Genomic DNA, 16858 nt, shown 5'->3' on the forward strand with positions numbered 1-16858 from the left:
ATGTGTATAATATTATTAGTTACTTTTAGGAGGTGCTAAAATTGAAGGAGAACATAAAAAATGAAATCAAAGAATGGTTATATTCCTTAGTAATTGCAGCAGTTCTTGCCTTTACTATAAAAGCTTTCATATTTGATATAATACAGGTTTCAGGAATATCTATGGTTCCTACTCTACATAACAATGATAGGATTATAGTTGAAAAAATAAGTATGTATAGAAAAAAAATTTATAGAGGAGAAATTGTTATATTAGACCCTGGAAGTAAAGGAAGAGGAATATATATAAAGAGAATAATAGGTTTGCCAAACGAAACTGTTGAAATAAAGGATGGAAATGTATATATAAATGGAGATAAACTTCAGGAGGATTATTTAGAACCAGGTACTTATACAGATGTTGATTTAAAGATTACTGTACCCGAAGACTGTGTATTTGTATTAGGTGATAATAGAGAGGTTAGTGAGGATAGTAGATATATAGGGCCTATACCAATAAAGAATCTTAAAGGACACGCTGTTCTTAGAGTTTATCCCTTTAATGATATAAAAAAATTAAGGTAGCAAATGCTACCTTAATTTATCTCTACTCTTTCTCCAGTTACCATATAGATAATACGTTCACATATATTTGTCGTATGATCTGCAACTCTTTCAAGATATCTTCCTACAAATAAAAGCTTTATTCCTTGGTTTAAAAATTTGCTATCCTTTTGTATATACTGAAATACCTCATTTATTACAGTGTCGTATAATTTATCAACTTCTTCATCCATTTCCGCTGCCCTTTTAGCAATCTCTATATCTTGATTTACAAAGGCATCAAGGCTTAATTTTATCATATTTTGAGCTATCTCTGCCATTTTAGGTATGTCTATTAGAGGTTTCATTAAAGACTCATTACCAATCTCCAATGTAATTTTTGCTATATTAACAGCGTGATCCCCTATTCTTTCTAAATCAGTTATTATTTTTAATGCTGAAGCAATCCTTCTTAAATCCTTTGCCATTGGTTGTTGAAGTGCAATTAAGTTTAAACAATCCTTCTCAATTTTTAGTTCCATCTCATCTATAGCATCATCTTCTGTATATATTTCTTTTGCAAGTTCTAAATCTTGATTCTTGAGAGATGTTACTGCTTTGTCTATTATTGTCTCAACCATTGCACCCATTTTAATTAAGTCGTGATTTAATCTTGTTAGCTGTTGATCTAAATGTTCTCTCATATTAACCTCTCCTTTTAACCGAATCTTCCTGTAATATAGTCCTCTGTTCTTTTATCCCTTGGATTTGAGAATATTTTGCTGGTTTCATCATATTCAATTACTTCCCCATTTAAGAAAAATGCTGTATAGTCTGATATTCTTGCTGCCTGCTGCATTGAATGTGTTACTATAATTATAGTATAATCCTTTTTAAGTTCAAGTACTAATTCTTCAATTTTCATAGTTGAAATAGGGTCAAGAGCTGAAGTTGGTTCATCCATCAAAACAACATCAGGCTGCATTGCAATAGCTCTTGCAATACAAAGTCTTTGCTGCTGTCCTCCTGAAAGCTCAAGAGCTGATTTATATATTTTATCCTTTACCTCATCATATAGTGCAACTGCCTTTAGAGTCTTTTCAACTACCTCATCCAATACATCCTTTTTATTTACTCCATTTTTTCTAAGTCCATATACTATATTTTCATATATAGTCTTTGGAAATGGATTGGGTTTTTGAAATACCATACCTATTCTTCTTCTTAGTTCAACAGGCTCCATCTCCTTTGAATAAATATCTTTTCCTTCATATATTATGTTTCCTTCAACCTTAACGTTCTCAATAAAATCATTCATTCTATTTAAAGTTCTCAAAAAGGTTGATTTACCACACCCTGAAGGCCCTATAAAGGCTGTTACATTGTTTTTGTATATATCCATATTAACATCCTTTAAGGCCTTGTGTTCACCATAGTAAAAGTTTAAATTTCTGACACTTAATATTGGTTCCATTTTTTAGCCCCCTTAGTCCTTCATTCTTATTTGATATTTATTTCTTAATATAATTGCAACGGAATTTATTCCAAGCAATATAACAAGAAGCACTATAATTCCTGCTGCTGCAACATCTTGGAAATCCTTCTTTGGCATTCCTGCCCAGTTGAATATCTGTATTGGAAGTACTGTAAACTGGTCAAATGGTCCCTTGGGTATAAAGGATACATAGGCAAGGGCCCCTACAACAATAAGTGGTGCTGCTTCACCAAGAGCTCTTGATATTGCAAGTATTGAACCTGTTAATATCCCAGGTAGTGCATATGGAAGTATAACCCCTGTTACAGTCTGCCATTTTGTTGTGCCAAGTGCATAGGATGCCTGCTTTAGGGATGATGGCACACTTTTTATAGCCTCCTGTGAAGATATTATTATAATTGGTAAAATCAAAATTGCCATTGTAAATGACGCCGCCAGTATTGTTCTTCCCATTGCAAATAGTCTTACAAACACAGCAAGTCCAAGCATTCCATAAATAATTGATGGTACACCAGCTAAGTTTGCAATATTTAATTTAATAAACTCTGTAAACTTATTATCTTCTGCATATTCCTCAAGGTATATAGCAGTACCAACTCCTATAGGGAATGCTATTAAAGCAGTTAAAAAAATTACCCAAAGGCTTCCTAATAGTGCTGGATATATACCTGACTTTCTTGGAAATCTTGAGGGGAAATTCTTTAGAAAATCAAGGCTCAGCCAAGGAAGACCTTTTCTTAATATATCTATCATTAGTATCACAAGTACTATAACTCCAAACAATGTACAAGCTAAAAATATGCCGTGCATTATACTATTTAACATTTTTCTTTTTTTGAGCCTTCTTAACTCCTCATTATTCATTAATAAGCCCTCCTATATTTTCTAACAAAATATCTTGAAATAACATTAAGTGTAAACGTCATAAGGAAAAGAAGTGTACCTACTGCAAATAGTGTCTTGTAGGCAAGTGAACCATAAGGTACATCACCCATACTTATTTGAACAATGTATCCAGTCATTGTTTGTATACTCTCTAAAGGATTTATAGTAAGTTTTGGTGTTGAACCAGCCGCCATTGCAACAATCATTGTTTCTCCAACTGCTCTTGATATAGCAAGTATAAAGGAAGCAACTATACTTGACATAGCAGTTGGAATAACAACATCCTTGGTAACTTCAAGCTTTGTCGCCCCAAGTGCATAGGCACCATTTCTTAAAGAATCAGGAACTGCCATCATAGCATCTTCGCTCATAGATGATACAAGAGGTATTGTCATTATACCAACCGCAATACCTGCACTTAAGGCATTGTATACACTCGTATCAGGAAATATATTTCTAATTAAAGGTGTTATTGCTGTTAATGCAAAGTATCCATAAACAATAGAAGGAACACCTGCTAAAACCTCAAGTATTGGCTTTAATATCTTTCTAACCTTCTTTGGAGCGTACTCACTTAAGTAGATTGCACTACCAAGACCTAATGGTATTGATATTAAACCTGCTATAACAACTATAAGCATAGTCCCTGCAACAAGAGGTAATACTCCAAAGTGAGTTGGTTCAATAAGTGGTGTCCATTTTGTTCCAGTCAAAAATTCTACTATAGATACTTCTTTAAAGAACATATATGTTTCTTCAAAAAGGGAAAAAATTATTCCAATAGTAGTAAATATAGATATAAGTCCAAGTGTTGTTAAAATAATCTTTACAACCTTTTCGAGCCTATTCATTTTTTCTTTTCCTTCAAATTGTATCTTTTTCACAACATCTCCCCCTTCTTTACAGGCCATAAGGCACCCCTTAGGGTGCCTAAATTACTTAATCTTGTTTAGCTCTTCTTGATATCTTGAATCTTCCATTGGTATATAACCAACTTCCTTAACTAAATCCTTACCCTTTGTTAGATAGAACTTAACAAATTCCTTAACTTCTGCTCTTTCTAATGCCTTATTTGAAACGTATATAAATAGTGGTCTTGAAAGTGGCTTATATGTTCCATTCTTAACAGTTTCAAGTGTTGGTTCTACACCATTTATCTTAACAATATTTAACTTATCCATATTTTCTTCATAGTAAGCAAGACCAAAGAATCCCATTGCATATTTATCTCCTGCTACACCTTGAACAAGAACATTATCATCTTCACTCGCAGTATAGTCTGCTCTTATTTGCTTTGCCTTACCATTTATTTCTTCTGTAAAATATTCAAATGTTCCTGAGTCAGTTCCTGGGCCATATAACTTAATCTTTTCCTTTGGCCATTCAGGTCTTACATCGCTCCAATATTGAACCTTTGAATCCTTATCCCATATCATCTTTAGCTCTTCTACTGTCATATCCTTTGCCCAGTCATTTTGCTTATTAACAACAACTGCTATACCATCAAATGCAACTTGTATTTCTGTCATTTCTATTCCATTTGCTTTTGCCTTATCAATTTCTTCTTGTTTAACCTTTCTTGATGCGTCGTTTATATCAGTTTCACCTACTACAAACTTCTTAAATCCTCCACCTGTACCAGAAACACCTACTGTTATTTCTACACCTTGATTTTCCTTCTTAAACTCTTCTGCTACTGCCTGAGTTATTGGATATACTGTACTTGAACCATCGATTTTAACTGTTCCACTAAGTGATTTGCTCTTTTGTCCTGCACAGGATACCATTGATAAAGAAAGAATTGCTGTCACTGCTAATGTCATAAATTTCTTAGCCTTCATAATTTTTCCCCTTTCATTGTTATTCTTTCAACTTACAATTACATTTTATATTTTTCTTTTGTTAAGTTCATGCACGTTTTTGTTAATTCTAAGTTAAGTCTTAATTTTATTTTTTGTTTTTTAACTTTTTATATACATCAAGAAATAATAAAACAGCTTCCCTTAGTTAGCTTACACTGCTTTTTTACACAGGATAGATGTTCTCCTATCTCCTTTGCTGAACTATATTCCTTTAGATCCCCCTCCATACACGCTATTGAAACAGATACCAAAGGAAACTCAACCTCTTTTCCTTCTCTATTAACAGATACAACATAATATTTGGTATAATATCAAGTTCATTTTTGATTAAAACAATAGAAAAGAATTATACTAGTTCCATTGAACAAACCTCTGAAAGATTAAACAATTTAATTAATGAAAAACTGTCTTCCTTTGAGGGTATACTTACTCTTGTTGCTGAAAACAAGAACATTAAAACACATCTATATGATTTAAACCAAGAGGTGCTTAGTGACGAATTTAAGAAGGTAATGTCTTCCAACATCAATATAAGAAATGTATTTATATCTAATAAGAATGGGAATACTTATTTTTACCCAAATAACAGTTTAAACATAAATGTAAATTCATCTACTGAAATTTACAATAAAACAATAAACAACTTCAATAATCCCTATTGGAGCAATACTATAAAAGAAAAAGGAAATAATAAAACTTCAATTATACTTTCAAAAACAATCTATGATAATGAAAACAATATAGCAGGTATAGTTGGCTTTACTATATCCTTAACAGACTTTTTAAAATCCTTTGAAGGATTTATAACAGAAAATAGCGGACAAGTATTTTTACTTGATACAAATGGCAAAATAATTACAACACGACAATCCCAATATATAAATAAAGATATTAATCAATACATAAATAATAAAAATATCATCAAAGAAATATTGTCAGGTAAAAAAAGCCTAAAGCAAACCGATTTTGATAGTAATTCAAGCTTTATATTTTATCAAAATAATTTCAAATCTAATTGGAAAATAGTTGCTCAAATAAACAAAAAAGATATATATTCTAAATCAATATTTATGTTCTATATAATGACTGTTGTATTCATTATATTTATTGGAATATCAATCTTTATAGGATATCTATTCTCAAATAGAATTAATAGAAAACTTAAAAAACTTGCAAGATATATGGAGAATATAGGTAAAGGAGATTTAACAATAGATGTAATTATTGATTCAAAGGATGAATTTGGTGAACTGTCAGGTTATTTAAATAAAATGCTATATAATATGAAACAGCTTATAGAACAAATACAAAATGCTTCAGACACATTAATGAATTCATCTCAAGATTTAAACAAAGATGCAGTATCATTATTACAGGGTTCTGATATAGTTGAAATTGCAATGAAGGAAATATCAGCAGGAACTGAAAATCAAAAGAAGGAAATTACAAACTCGATTGAAATAGCAAAGGCCTTTGTTGAGGACGCAAAGATATTAGATGAAAAAAGGTGTGAACTTATAGAGGAAAGCTATAACATAGAAAATTCTAATAAAACTGCATTAGATTCAATTAGTAACCTAAAGGAAAAGAACCAGCATACTATAAAATCAATGCAGGATATCGAAGAGCAAATAGAACTATTGGTTGAGCATATTAAAAACATAAACTCTGTTATTACAGTTATTAACCAAATATCCTCCCAAACTAATCTTCTCGCACTTAATGCATCTATTGAGGCTGCTCGTGCGGGAGAGGCTGGAAGAAGCTTTGCAGTTGTGGCAAATGAAATAAGGAAGCTGTCAGAAGAAACAAACCTATCTACCAATAATATCAAAAAAATAATTGAAGACATACAAAAGTTAACTAATTCTACTATTGAATATACAAAAACAATTAAAGAAAATATATTAAAGCAAAGTGATGCAGTTAAAGTAACAGAAAACTCCTTTGAATATTTAAATAATACTGTTGAAAGAATGCTTTATTCGTTAAACAGTATGTACGATACAATAAATGAAATTACAGGTAAAAGCAGTAGTCTTGAAAATAGTATAAAGAATACTCTATCTGTATCAGAACAATTTTTAGAAACATCTGAAGCATCATCGCTACACGTTCTAAATCAAATAGAAGAAATTAAAAATATAAAACTTCAAGCAGATAATCTGATTCATCTATCAGAAAATCTAAATAGTACAGTAAACAAGTTTAGGGTGTAGAATAATCTACACCCTAACTGCATTTTGAATATCCACAACTTGGACATATTACACATCCATCCTGATGAGTTATTTCATTACCACACTCTGGGCATTTGATTTTTGATTTCTTACTTGAATTTGCTATTAAGTCCTCTATTTCATCAGCAGGTTTAATATTTAAATCCTTAAAACCTCCCACCTTTTTTATATCTATTAAAGTTTCTATTGTTCTTGCAATAGCATCAGGACAGGATAAAACCTTTATATCCTTGTTGTTTGCTCTCTGTCTTAGAGTTGAATGACATCTTATACCCTTTAACTGTTCTATTATTTCCTTTACATCCATTCCACTTCTTAATGCTATTGATACAAGTCTTGCAGTAGCTTCAGATTGTGATGGACACCCACCAGCTTTACCTACATTAGTAAATACCTCACATATTCCATTATCATCATAGTTAACTGTAATATAGAGATTTCCACAGCCAACTCTTACCTTTTCGGTTATTCCCATAGTTATTTCAGGACGTTCTCGTGGAATATGTTCATCAATTTTAACTTCTTTATCTTTTCCAATGTTTATAACTTGACCTTCTCTACTGCCATCCCTATATATTGTAACACCCTTGCAACCAAGCCTATAGGCAAGGAGATATACAGTCTTTACATCTTCTACTGTTGCAGAGTTTTTAAAGTTGACAGTTTTAGATACAGCGTTATCTGTGTACTTTTGAAAAGCTGCCTGCATCTTTATGTGCCATATTGGTTCTATTTCGTGGGCTGTTACAAATATCTTCTTTAAATCCTCTGGTACTTCCTTAATTCCCTCTAAAGTTCCTCTATCTGCTATTTTATCAATCAAATCCTTTGAATAAATTCCCCTCTGTCTTAACTCATCTTCAAGCAAATAATTCATTTCAACAAGCCTTTCATTGTCCATTACATTTCTCCAAAAGGCTAATGCAAATAATGGTTCTATACCTGATGATACTCCTGCTAATATACTTATTGTACCTGTTGGTGCTATTGTAGTTGTTGTAGCATTTCTTAAAGGTTCTTCATCTTTATATATACTATTTTTAAACTCTGGGAACGCTCCCCTTAATTTAGCAAGCCTTCTACTCTCTTCCTTTGACTTATCATTTATAAATTTCATTATATCCTCTGCAAGTTTTACCGCCTTTTCTGAATTATAAGGTATATTAAGTTTTATTAGCATATCAGCAAATCCCATTACACCAAGGCCTATTTTTCTTGTTCTCTTTGTCATAGCCTCTATTTCCTTTAGAGGATAAACATTAACATCAATTACATTATCTAAAAAATGAACTGCATTAAATACCGTCTCCTCTAAGAGTTCATAATCTACTTCATATTCTTTTCCATTCCATTTAACCATATTTGATAAATTAATGGAACCTAAATTACAGCTTTCATAAGGAAGTAGCGGCTGCTCCCCACAATTGTGTACTACCATCCCATTTGCTATAAGTGAATTTGTAACTGGTTCTATAACATCATATACATCGCACTCTTCCCATTCTTTTATATCTTTAACTTTAAACTTATAATATATATTTTTACGAGACTCTTTGCAAATCTGACTTAATTTTAAGTTCTTTTCTTTGTGTGTAAATCCACCTATTACGTCTCTAAATTTTATAATATCATTTCCATTTATAATCAATTCATAAAGGTTATTGCCTGTATAGGTTTTTACTTCACCATCTTTGTTTTTATACTTAAATTGAGTTTGATTTTTCTTTGTTCTATTATAAACTTTACTTGTTATTCCTAAATTTAAAAGTATGATTTGAAGATCCAGCAATAGCTCCTTTGAAGCAGAAGTCAATCTAATATCTCTATGGTCTTCATCTATATAATTTATAGTACCATCTGCACTAAAAATTCCATCTAAAAAGGCTGCAATTGTCTCTTTAGACGCTGTAAACATAGACTTTGGAACTCTCTTAAAGGGTGCCTTTTTGCCTTCTATTCCAAGCTCCTTTACCTTCTCAACAAATTCCTTTCTTTTAAATAATATTTGCCAAGTACCATTTTCCCTCTTATTTACAATTCCTCTTCCACCATTGTATTTTTCAGAAATCTCCTGTATTTTATGCATTATATACTTTTCATTTTCTGCAAACACAACACCTAAAACCTTTCCATCTTTAGTAAGCCAACCATCCCCTAATATATATCCTAATAAAAACCCAAGCTCACTTCCTATACTATCTTCCTTTACAAATACTCCTTCTCCACTCTGAACAAAAACTTCATCTTCTACTGATAAATCTTTAGCCATCTTCCATCCATTCAAAGTCATAACCTTGTGTTCTGGTGTTAATATTAAATTTTGTCCATTACTTAGCTCTATCCTTAATGTTTTTCTTATTCCTGTTTTAACTATTTTAGCACTCCTTACCTTAACACCAAAACCCTCATTTAATACTCGATTATCAGTTAATATTTCAACCTCTTTATCAATATTTTCTTGATATAATTCAGATATTTTCTTTAAACCATATTTTGTTGCTATTAACGTATCTTTGTGTAAACAAGGATTAGTACTCTCTATCTCTCCTAAATTAGGTGTAGGGTTAAACTTATTCATTCTATCTATAAAAACTATACCAGGCTCTCCATTTTTCCAAGCCATTTTAACTATTAGGTCAAATACTTCCCTTGCATTTAATCTCCCCTTTACCTTCTTTGTATTTGGGTCTATTAAATCATAGTCCTCTCCCTTTATAACAGCCTCCATAAATTTTTCTGTTACTGCAACACTTATGTTAAAATTGTTAATCGCATTGTTATCCTCTTTACATTTTATAAACTCTAAAATATCAGGGTGATCAATGCGAAGAATACCCATATTTGCACCCCTTCTGGTTCCCCCCTGCTTTACTGCTTCTGTTGCTGCATCAAATACCTTCATAAAACTAACTGGACCAGAAGCTACACCTCCTGTCGACTTTACGCTTGAGCCACTTGGTCTTAATCTTGAGAAGCTAAATCCTGTTCCACCACCTGATTTATGGATAAGTGCCGCATTCTTTATAGAATCAAATATACCCTCCATCGAGTCTTCTACAGGGAGTACAAAGCAAGCAGATAGCTGTCCAAGAGGTCTGCCTGCATTCATTAAGGTTGGAGAGTTCGGAAGAAAATTTAAATTCTTCATCATTTCATAAAATATTTGTTCTGTCTTTTGCACATCAGCATTTTCATCATAAAATTTATCTGCCTCTGCAACTTTTTTAGCTACTCTATGTAACATTTCATCTGGAGTCTCTATTATGTTTCCATCAACATCCTTTGCTAAATACCTTTTTTCTAATACCTTAATAGCATTTTTAGAAAATCCCATACACATCGCCCCTTACTATATTTAGTATTATTATACACTAAGAACACTAAATATAGTATCATATCTAATTATTTTTTTAAATTTATTTATTCTCTATGAACATTAATTATCCATAACTATATTCACCTTTTTTATTTTTTTACACTTTTATTAATACATTTATAAAAATAAAAAAGACAATACATCTTTAAAACGTATTGTGAGATTGTTAACAAACCTACTTGTTAGCTAAATTTTGAAAAAGCCCCATGAATGGATTTCAGTGGGCTCTTTCGTGAGCTTTAGCAATTCTTAGCTTTTCGACTTTGGAAAGGTCCGTAATTCGGCACAGGACGTGCCGAGCCGAGCGGCCATCAGGATAATGGCATCGCGAGGGTAGGACTTTTTCAAACAAAGAAAAGCTTAGAATTGATTAGCGAAATGAACAAATGCCCAAGAAATCCTTCATGGGGCTAATCAATATATAACTTTTTCAACAGCCTGACAATACACCTTTTAAATGTACTGTCCTTTTGTTTTTATTTCTATAATGTCCATCTATGAAATACATTCAAAGATTTTAACTCATATAAGTTAATCAATAAAAGAAAAATAGAAAATACAATGCTACCAAATATTCCATACTCGCCACCGCCTATTATATCAAAGCTGCCATACATTAAATTTACAACTGAATATATATCTAAACTTTCTGGATCTAAACTTAAGGAAAAAATATAGTTGGATATATAAAACCATATAAAAGTAAAGGATAGTGTATATATTAAGTTTTTATATTTGTAATATATAATATTTAAAAACAGGGCAAACAAAAATGTATTTATTATAAATACAAAATTAAATCCTCTACTTAAGGCATTAAAGGTTGTATAGAGTAGTGCAATCAAAACTATATTTATTTCTTCTTTTAAAGGTATCATATTAAATAGATATCCTCTTAAAATTACTTCTTCAATTATTGAATATGATAGTGATATAATAAATCCTGTAAAAATCACACCTAATATATCCTCTATATAAAGCTTATCCCATATAAAATTATATACTGTGTACTTGCGAAGAAATATCAATATAAGTGTAACAATGATATTAAGGCACGATGCTAATAATACTAAATATGCTACTCTTTTAAAATCTATATTTTTAAAATATAATTTAAGAAAGTTTAATGTATCTTTTCTTATAAACAGCTTAGTATTTAAAATTAAAACTAATATAGTTCCTAATGAATAAATAATATTAAAAATATATGCATTATTAAAATAAACTGAAAAAAAGTTCAATGTCATTTCTAATATATACAAACCTAATGCATTTAAAATTAGAAAACCTAATATTTTAAAAACCAAAACTAATTTTTTCAAAATATCATCCCTTTCTGGAGGTTGTTATGCTCAATAAAGATTTTTATAAAAAGGACACTCTAAATGTTGCTAAAGAACTTCTTGGCAAAAACATTGTAAGAAATATTAATGGACATAAGCTTGTTGGTAGAATTGTTGAAACAGAAGCATATATAGGTCCCTTTGATAAAGCTGCACATTCATATAATAACAGAAAAACTCAAAGAAATGAAGTAATGTTTAAGGATGCTGGTCACGCCTATATATACTTTATCTATGGTATGTACTACTGTTTTAATATTGTTACTGAAGATGAAGGCAAACCCTGTGCTGTATTGATACGTGCTATTGAACCTATAGAGGGAATTGATTATATGTTCAAATTAAGATACAAAAAGGAGCTTAAAGAAATAAGCAAAAGCCAATTCAAAAACTTAACAAACGGTCCATCTAAACTGTGTATTGCACTAAATCTTGATAAATCTTTAAACGGAATAAATCTGTTTTCTGATACTCTATATGTTGAAGATGCAGGATATAATGATTTTGATATAGTTGAAACTACAAGAATAAACATTGACTATGCTGAAGAGGCAAGATTTTATCCCTGGAGATTTTATATAAAGGACAATCCCTGGGTTTCACAAAAATAGTGGCTAAAATAGCCACTATTTTTTAAATAAAGACTTTATTACCTGTTTACCACTTTCTAATCCAAGACTTAAAAAACCACCGTTTTTCTCGAATATATCCTCTAATGCAAATAATACTTTGTCTATCTCATCATATTCTACTATTAGAGGTGGTTCAAGTCTTATAACATTAGGATTGTTTAGGGTGTAAGCAGTTATAATACCATATTCATTCATAAGTTTTCCAGCTACTAAAGATGCAAAATATTCCTTTGACAATTCTGATAGTTTTCCTGCTGTAATTTTGTTTAATATTCCCTTTGGTTCCTCAAACTCGAGTCCAATCATAAGTCCACGACCTCTTACATCCTTTATTACTGGATATTTTGCCTTAAGTTCTAAAAGTTTCTTTATAAAATAGTCTCCCTTCTCCTTTGCCTGTCTATCAAGATTATTTTCAACTAAATACTCAATAGTTGCAATTCCTGCAGCACAGGCTAACGTATTTCCTCCAAAGGTTGACGTATGTAAAAATGCCTTATCAACAGAACCATAGGCCTTCTTCCATATTTCATCCTTTGCAATGTATCCTCCGATTGGTACTATTCCTCCACCTATTGATTTTGCAAAACACATTATATCAGGAACTATTTCCTCTGCTTGATATGCAAACATATATCCTGTTCTTCCAAATCCTGTTTGTATTTCATCTATAATTAGGTACACCCCATACTTATCACATATTTCCCTTGCTCTTCTTAAGTAACCTGAAGGTGGAACATTTATTCCTCCTTCTCCTTGTATTGGTTCTACAATAAATGCTGCAAAACCTCCCATCTTAAGCAAGTCCTCAAGGGCCTTATCATCTCCATAAGGAACAGGATAGCAATCTGGAACTAAAGGTTTAAATGGATTTTGATATTTTTCTCTTCCTGTTACAGAAAGTGCCCCCATTGATTTACCGTGGAAGGAGTTTTGGCAGTATGCTATTTTACTTTTTCCACTTGCAATCTTTGCTATTTTAAGTGCACCTTCAACTGCTTCAGCCCCACTATTTGCAAAGAAGGTTCTCTTTAACTGTCCTCCAGTTAAAAGTGAAAGGTTTTTGGCAAGTACACCCGCAAAGTTGTATATGGATGCCTGTAATATATTAGGTAGACCTACAGCCTTTTTAATTCCCTCTAAAACATATTCATTATTATGTCCTACATTTAAGGCACCATATCCACCTAAAAAGTCTATATACTCTTTTCCATCTTCATCATATACCTTTGTTCCTTTTGCCTTTACAAAATGTTTATCAAAGTCTAAAAGTCCTAAAAGTTGTACTGCAGCAGAATTAACATATTCTTTATAATTTTCCCTTACTTCATTTCTTTTTAAATTTAATGCCTCATCAACAGTTATAAAGTCCCTATAATAGTCTTTTACCTTCATATTATCCCCCCTAATCTTTTTGGTAACTAACAACATAGGTTAATTCACTTAAGTTATAAATTCCATCGTGGGACGTGCCATTCTTATGAAGCGACATTTCCCCCAACTTTGTAACAATGCTAACACCACACAAAGTAACTTGTTCAATAAATTCTAAATCATCACCACAGTATCCCATTGTTTGAAGATACCCCTTAAGATAAGTGTTAATATAGTTTATAACTTCTTCTTTATTTTTATATGGGCAAACATATATGAATCTGCCAAAACACATATCGACCTCGTTGTTCTTTGGGAAATCCTCAGAATAAACTATAGTATAATCTGAATTTTTGCTGCAGAACATATTAAATTTAGGATTATCTATGTTCTTTAAAAACAAACTTTGTCTATCCTGCAATATTTTTATAGAAGAAAAATAATCGTAGTAACCCTTAGGTAGTACCTCATTTATTTCCTCTAAACAGGACTTAAATTGCTCAAGAAATTGCTCTTTATCTATTGCTGTATTTAAAAATACAATCCTTGGTGATAAACAAGCCTTTTGTTCCCACAGCGACATATCAATAGCTATACCTCTTATTTCTTCAATACTTGGCTGTTTATCTATAACTTCAAAACTTATTTTTGGTCCGTGTTCTATAAAGTGAACAGAATGTTTTGCACATAAATTAGCCATATAGTCCCTTGAAGTTTTTCCTCCCCAATGTACAACACAATCAGAATTTGACACTATATATTCATAAATGTCACTTGAGGAACTATCAAAGTATACTATAGATAATCTTTCCTTAATAGACTCATCTATCTCCATTAGACTTTTATAAAATACATTAGCAAAATATGGTTCATCCTTTGATACCTTAACTATATTAACATTCTTTGATATTAGTCCCATAGCAATACTAATTGGTACTACTATAAAGGCATTACCTGATACGTTGTGGAATACTAATCCACGTGGTTGTCTATGAACCAAACCATAATGGGTTGAAACCCAATTATCTAAAATATCCTCTCTCCTTAGTTCCTCCTCTATTAATTTTTTTGTATTTTCCTTTAAAAGGCCCTGCATTGTGTGTTGAAGTTCAAATAATACCATTTCTTCACTTTGATTTGTTATCCTTGCTAATTGCTCAACGTGTTTTTTCGAATAATCTCTATCCAGCCACTTCTTAGCACACAAATCAAGAATATTTAACGTTTCTTCTGTTTTTATATTGTGTGCCTTATTTTTATTCTCCTTAAGCCTTAAAACCTCCGACTTTATATCAGAAATATCATAAACTGCAACATCTACAACACAGCCATTATAATCCCTTTTAATTATTTCCAACCCCATCACCTCCTAAGGTAGCACCGCAACCCTTTGCCTCTGTCCCCTTTACTCTGCCTAAAAGTTTAATAACCATTCCCTTATAGCCACATTCAGGACAATGAGTATAGGAAACTACCTCTCCTATATCATCAACAAGGATACTTGCACCTGCAAAGGCTGAAGTTCCATAGGCATTTAATACCTGAATAAAGCCTCTTTCACCTTCCTTAACAGGTTTTAGTGTCTTTATATCTCTTACTATGACTCTTGCAAACTCTGGAACGTGGAATAAATAATCCCTATGCTCTCTACTATAATGACCTGTCATCGTAAAGCTATTTTCAGTAAAGGAGTATGTATCTGTAAAGTTTTCCTGTGGTATACCCAAAAAATTAGATACCTCCTCTACAAACCTCCACCTTTCAATTAGTGCACCTATGTTTATATTTCCCTTTCTTCCGTCCCATCCACCGCCACCTGTATGAAGTATAGCTCTATCTCCAAGTTCAACAGGCTTCATCTTTTCCTTTAGATTTAATACTGTTTTGAAAATCAAAGGCGTAGAACCACCTAATGCTGCACGATGATTTTTACCATTATGCTCCTTAATATATTGTATAAAGGGTTCAATATCGAGCACCATCTTTCCATCCTGCAGTTTAAGTAGAAATATTGTCTGCTCTAAATAAGTATATATATCCACAATATTTCCCAAGTAGGACTCACATACCTTATTTAAAAACAAACCCCTATTAAACGCCTTCATTTCTTCTGCTCTTGGGAAAAAAGTACACTCATAATCTCTTTCTGCTCTATGTCTTATTTCATCTTCCAAAACAAATTTTCTTAAGTTTTCAATATCCTCTTTACTTCTTCCAACTATACTTGGATCTCCACTTGTACTACTCGATACAGTCCATTTATATACCCCATCAACTCCGACCCTTAAAAGTTTGGTAAATGAACCATAAGACCTCTTGAAGGATGTTGTCATAATAAAAGGAACAAATTGTAAGTCTTCTTCAGTTTTTAAGTCGTTAAAGGGATTAAACCCTTCTCTTTTGCATAGCTCTCTATATGCAGTACATTCTTCATATTGGCCTTCGAGGTTTTTCTTAAAATCATTAAAAAAATTCATTAAATCCCCCCCAAGGAAAATTGTGCACATTTTGTGCATATTCTTATTATAACAATATAATCAAAATATTTCAATTATGTATAAAATATTCCAAAATATTTTTTAACATATATTAACATATTGAATAAAATTGATATCATCATCAATAATACAATTACCATTAATCTTACAAACACAAAAACAGGTATTTTAAATAAATACCTCAGGCTGTTGAAAAAGGTATATTTTGATTGGCCCTATGAAGGATTTCTTGGGCATTCATTCAATTCGCTGATCAATTCTAAGCTTTTCTTTGTTTGAAAAGTCCTACCCTCGCGATGCCATCGTCCTGATGGCCGCTCGGCTCGGCACGTCCTGTGCCGAATTACGGACTTTTTCAAAGTCGAAAAGCTAAGAATTGCTAAAGCTCACGAAAGAGCCTATTGAAATCCATTCATAGGGCTTTTTCATAATTTATCTAATAAGTAGGTTTGTCAACAATCTCAGGTATTTTAAATAAATACCTGAGATTGTATTAATAAATATAAAAAGAGGTTGCTTTTGCAACCTCCTACATTCAAAGTGGCTCCACGGAGAGGACTCGAACCTCCAGCCCTTCGGTTAACAGCCGAATGCTCCACCATTGAGCTACCGTGGAATATTTTATTTTATCC

14 protein-coding genes and 1 tRNA gene are annotated in these 16858 nt (G+C 31.9%); 3 read left to right on the top strand and 12 right to left on the bottom strand.

Features of this window, described 5'->3' with window-relative positions; genetic code table 11:
• The first annotated feature begins 41 nt into the window (after window positions 1-41).
• Complete coding sequence (gene lepB, locus BUB63_RS05220; RefSeq protein ID WP_159431456.1) at window positions 42-563, top strand: signal peptidase I; 522 nt, start codon at window positions 42-44, stop codon at window positions 561-563.
• A gap of 11 nt (window positions 564-574) precedes the next feature.
• Here the strand turns inward: lepB and phoU are convergent, their stop codons facing one another.
• The 6 genes from phoU to BUB63_RS13990 form a co-directional block, all read right to left on the bottom strand.
• Window positions 575-1225: a phosphate signaling complex protein PhoU gene (gene phoU, locus BUB63_RS05225; protein ID WP_073248239.1), complete on the bottom strand. Its 651-nt coding sequence runs from the start codon at window positions 1223-1225 to the stop codon at window positions 575-577.
• A 14-nt stretch (window positions 1226-1239) separates the two neighbouring features.
• On the bottom strand, window positions 1240-1995 hold the full coding sequence (gene pstB, locus BUB63_RS05230) for a phosphate ABC transporter ATP-binding protein PstB (RefSeq protein ID WP_073248241.1): 756 nt from the start codon (window positions 1993-1995) through the stop codon (window positions 1240-1242).
• 12 nt (window positions 1996-2007) lie between these two features.
• A complete protein-coding gene (gene pstA, locus BUB63_RS05235) occupies window positions 2008-2880 on the bottom strand; it encodes a phosphate ABC transporter permease PstA (protein ID WP_027308851.1) in 873 nt (290 codons plus the stop codon).
• Complete coding sequence (gene pstC / locus BUB63_RS05240; protein WP_027308852.1) at window positions 2880-3785, bottom strand: phosphate ABC transporter permease subunit PstC; 906 nt, start codon at window positions 3783-3785, stop codon at window positions 2880-2882. The genes pstA and pstC overlap by 1 nt, the downstream gene beginning before the upstream one ends.
• 51 nt (window positions 3786-3836) lie before the next feature.
• Window positions 3837-4742 carry a PstS family phosphate ABC transporter substrate-binding protein gene (locus tag BUB63_RS05245; RefSeq protein WP_073248243.1) on the bottom strand — a complete coding sequence of 302 codons (906 nt, stop codon included), beginning with the start codon at window positions 4740-4742 and terminating at the stop codon, window positions 3837-3839.
• A 137-nt stretch (window positions 4743-4879) separates the two neighbouring features.
• Window positions 4880-5014: a hypothetical protein gene (locus BUB63_RS13990; RefSeq protein ID WP_278298430.1), complete on the bottom strand. Its 135-nt coding sequence runs from the start codon at window positions 5012-5014 to the stop codon at window positions 4880-4882.
• A 72-nt stretch (window positions 5015-5086) separates the two neighbouring features.
• Between BUB63_RS13990 and BUB63_RS05250 the strand changes: the two genes are divergently transcribed.
• A complete protein-coding gene (locus tag BUB63_RS05250) occupies window positions 5087-6982 on the top strand; it encodes a methyl-accepting chemotaxis protein (protein ID WP_073248245.1) in 1896 nt (631 codons plus the stop codon).
• 13 nt (window positions 6983-6995) lie between these two features.
• Here the strand turns inward: BUB63_RS05250 and BUB63_RS05255 are convergent, their stop codons facing one another.
• Both BUB63_RS05255 and BUB63_RS05260 read right to left on the bottom strand, forming a co-directional pair.
• The gene (locus BUB63_RS05255) at window positions 6996-10337 is read right to left on the bottom strand and encodes a TSCPD domain-containing protein (protein ID WP_073248247.1); all 3342 of its coding nucleotides are present in this window, start codon (window positions 10335-10337) and stop codon (window positions 6996-6998) included.
• Between the two features lie 524 nt (window positions 10338-10861).
• Entirely contained in the window at window positions 10862-11701 is an 840-nt protein-coding gene (locus BUB63_RS05260; RefSeq protein WP_073248249.1) for a CPBP family glutamic-type intramembrane protease, read from the bottom strand.
• A gap of 26 nt (window positions 11702-11727) precedes the next feature.
• Between BUB63_RS05260 and BUB63_RS05265 the strand changes: the two genes are divergently transcribed.
• The gene (locus tag BUB63_RS05265) at window positions 11728-12333 is read left to right on the top strand and encodes a DNA-3-methyladenine glycosylase (RefSeq protein WP_073248251.1); all 606 of its coding nucleotides are present in this window, start codon (window positions 11728-11730) and stop codon (window positions 12331-12333) included.
• A 15-nt stretch (window positions 12334-12348) separates the two neighbouring features.
• Here the strand turns inward: BUB63_RS05265 and BUB63_RS05270 are convergent, their stop codons facing one another.
• From BUB63_RS05270 to BUB63_RS05285, 4 genes are all read right to left on the bottom strand, one after another.
• The gene (locus BUB63_RS05270) at window positions 12349-13749 is read right to left on the bottom strand and encodes an aspartate aminotransferase family protein (RefSeq protein WP_143290245.1); all 1401 of its coding nucleotides are present in this window, start codon (window positions 13747-13749) and stop codon (window positions 12349-12351) included.
• Window positions 13750-13759: 10 nt separating this feature from the next.
• Window positions 13760-15091, bottom strand: coding sequence for an acyl-CoA reductase (locus BUB63_RS05275; protein WP_073248253.1), 1332 nt, complete (start codon window positions 15089-15091; stop codon window positions 13760-13762).
• A complete protein-coding gene (locus tag BUB63_RS05280; protein WP_084106537.1) occupies window positions 15072-16205 on the bottom strand; it encodes a LuxE/PaaK family acyltransferase in 1134 nt (377 codons plus the stop codon). Before BUB63_RS05280 ends, BUB63_RS05275 begins: the two co-directional genes overlap by 20 nt.
• Before the next feature lie 562 nt (window positions 16206-16767).
• Window positions 16768-16842 (bottom strand) — tRNA-Asn (locus tag BUB63_RS05285).
• Between the last annotated feature and the right edge of the window lie 16 nt (window positions 16843-16858).

The sequence above is a fragment of the Caloramator proteoclasticus DSM 10124 genome, assembly GCF_900129265.1.
GTDB lineage: Bacteria > Bacillota > Clostridia > Clostridiales > Caloramatoraceae > Thermobrachium > Thermobrachium proteoclasticum.

Coding starts and splice junctions, on each gene's coding strand:
- phoU (WP_073248239.1), bottom strand. CDS start 1,225: ATGAGAGAACATTTAGATCAACAGCTAACAAGATTAAATCACGACTTA.
- pstB (WP_073248241.1), bottom strand. CDS start 1,995: ATGGAACCAATATTAAGTGTCAGAAATTTAAACTTTTACTATGGTGAA.
- pstA (WP_027308851.1), bottom strand. CDS start 2,880: ATGAATAATGAGGAGTTAAGAAGGCTCAAAAAAAGAAAAATGTTAAAT.
- BUB63_RS05245 (WP_073248243.1), bottom strand. CDS start 4,742: ATGAAGGCTAAGAAATTTATGACATTAGCAGTGACAGCAATTCTTTCT.
- BUB63_RS05255 (WP_073248247.1), bottom strand. CDS start 10,337: ATGGGATTTTCTAAAAATGCTATTAAGGTATTAGAAAAAAGGTATTTA.
- BUB63_RS05265 (WP_073248251.1), top strand. CDS start 11,728: ATGCTCAATAAAGATTTTTATAAAAAGGACACTCTAAATGTTGCTAAA.
- BUB63_RS05270 (WP_143290245.1), bottom strand. CDS start 13,749: ATGAAGGTAAAAGACTATTATAGGGACTTTATAACTGTTGATGAGGCA.
- BUB63_RS05275 (WP_073248253.1), bottom strand. CDS start 15,091: ATGGGGTTGGAAATAATTAAAAGGGATTATAATGGCTGTGTTGTAGAT.
- BUB63_RS05280 (WP_084106537.1), bottom strand. CDS start 16,205: ATGAATTTTTTTAATGATTTTAAGAAAAACCTCGAAGGCCAATATGAA.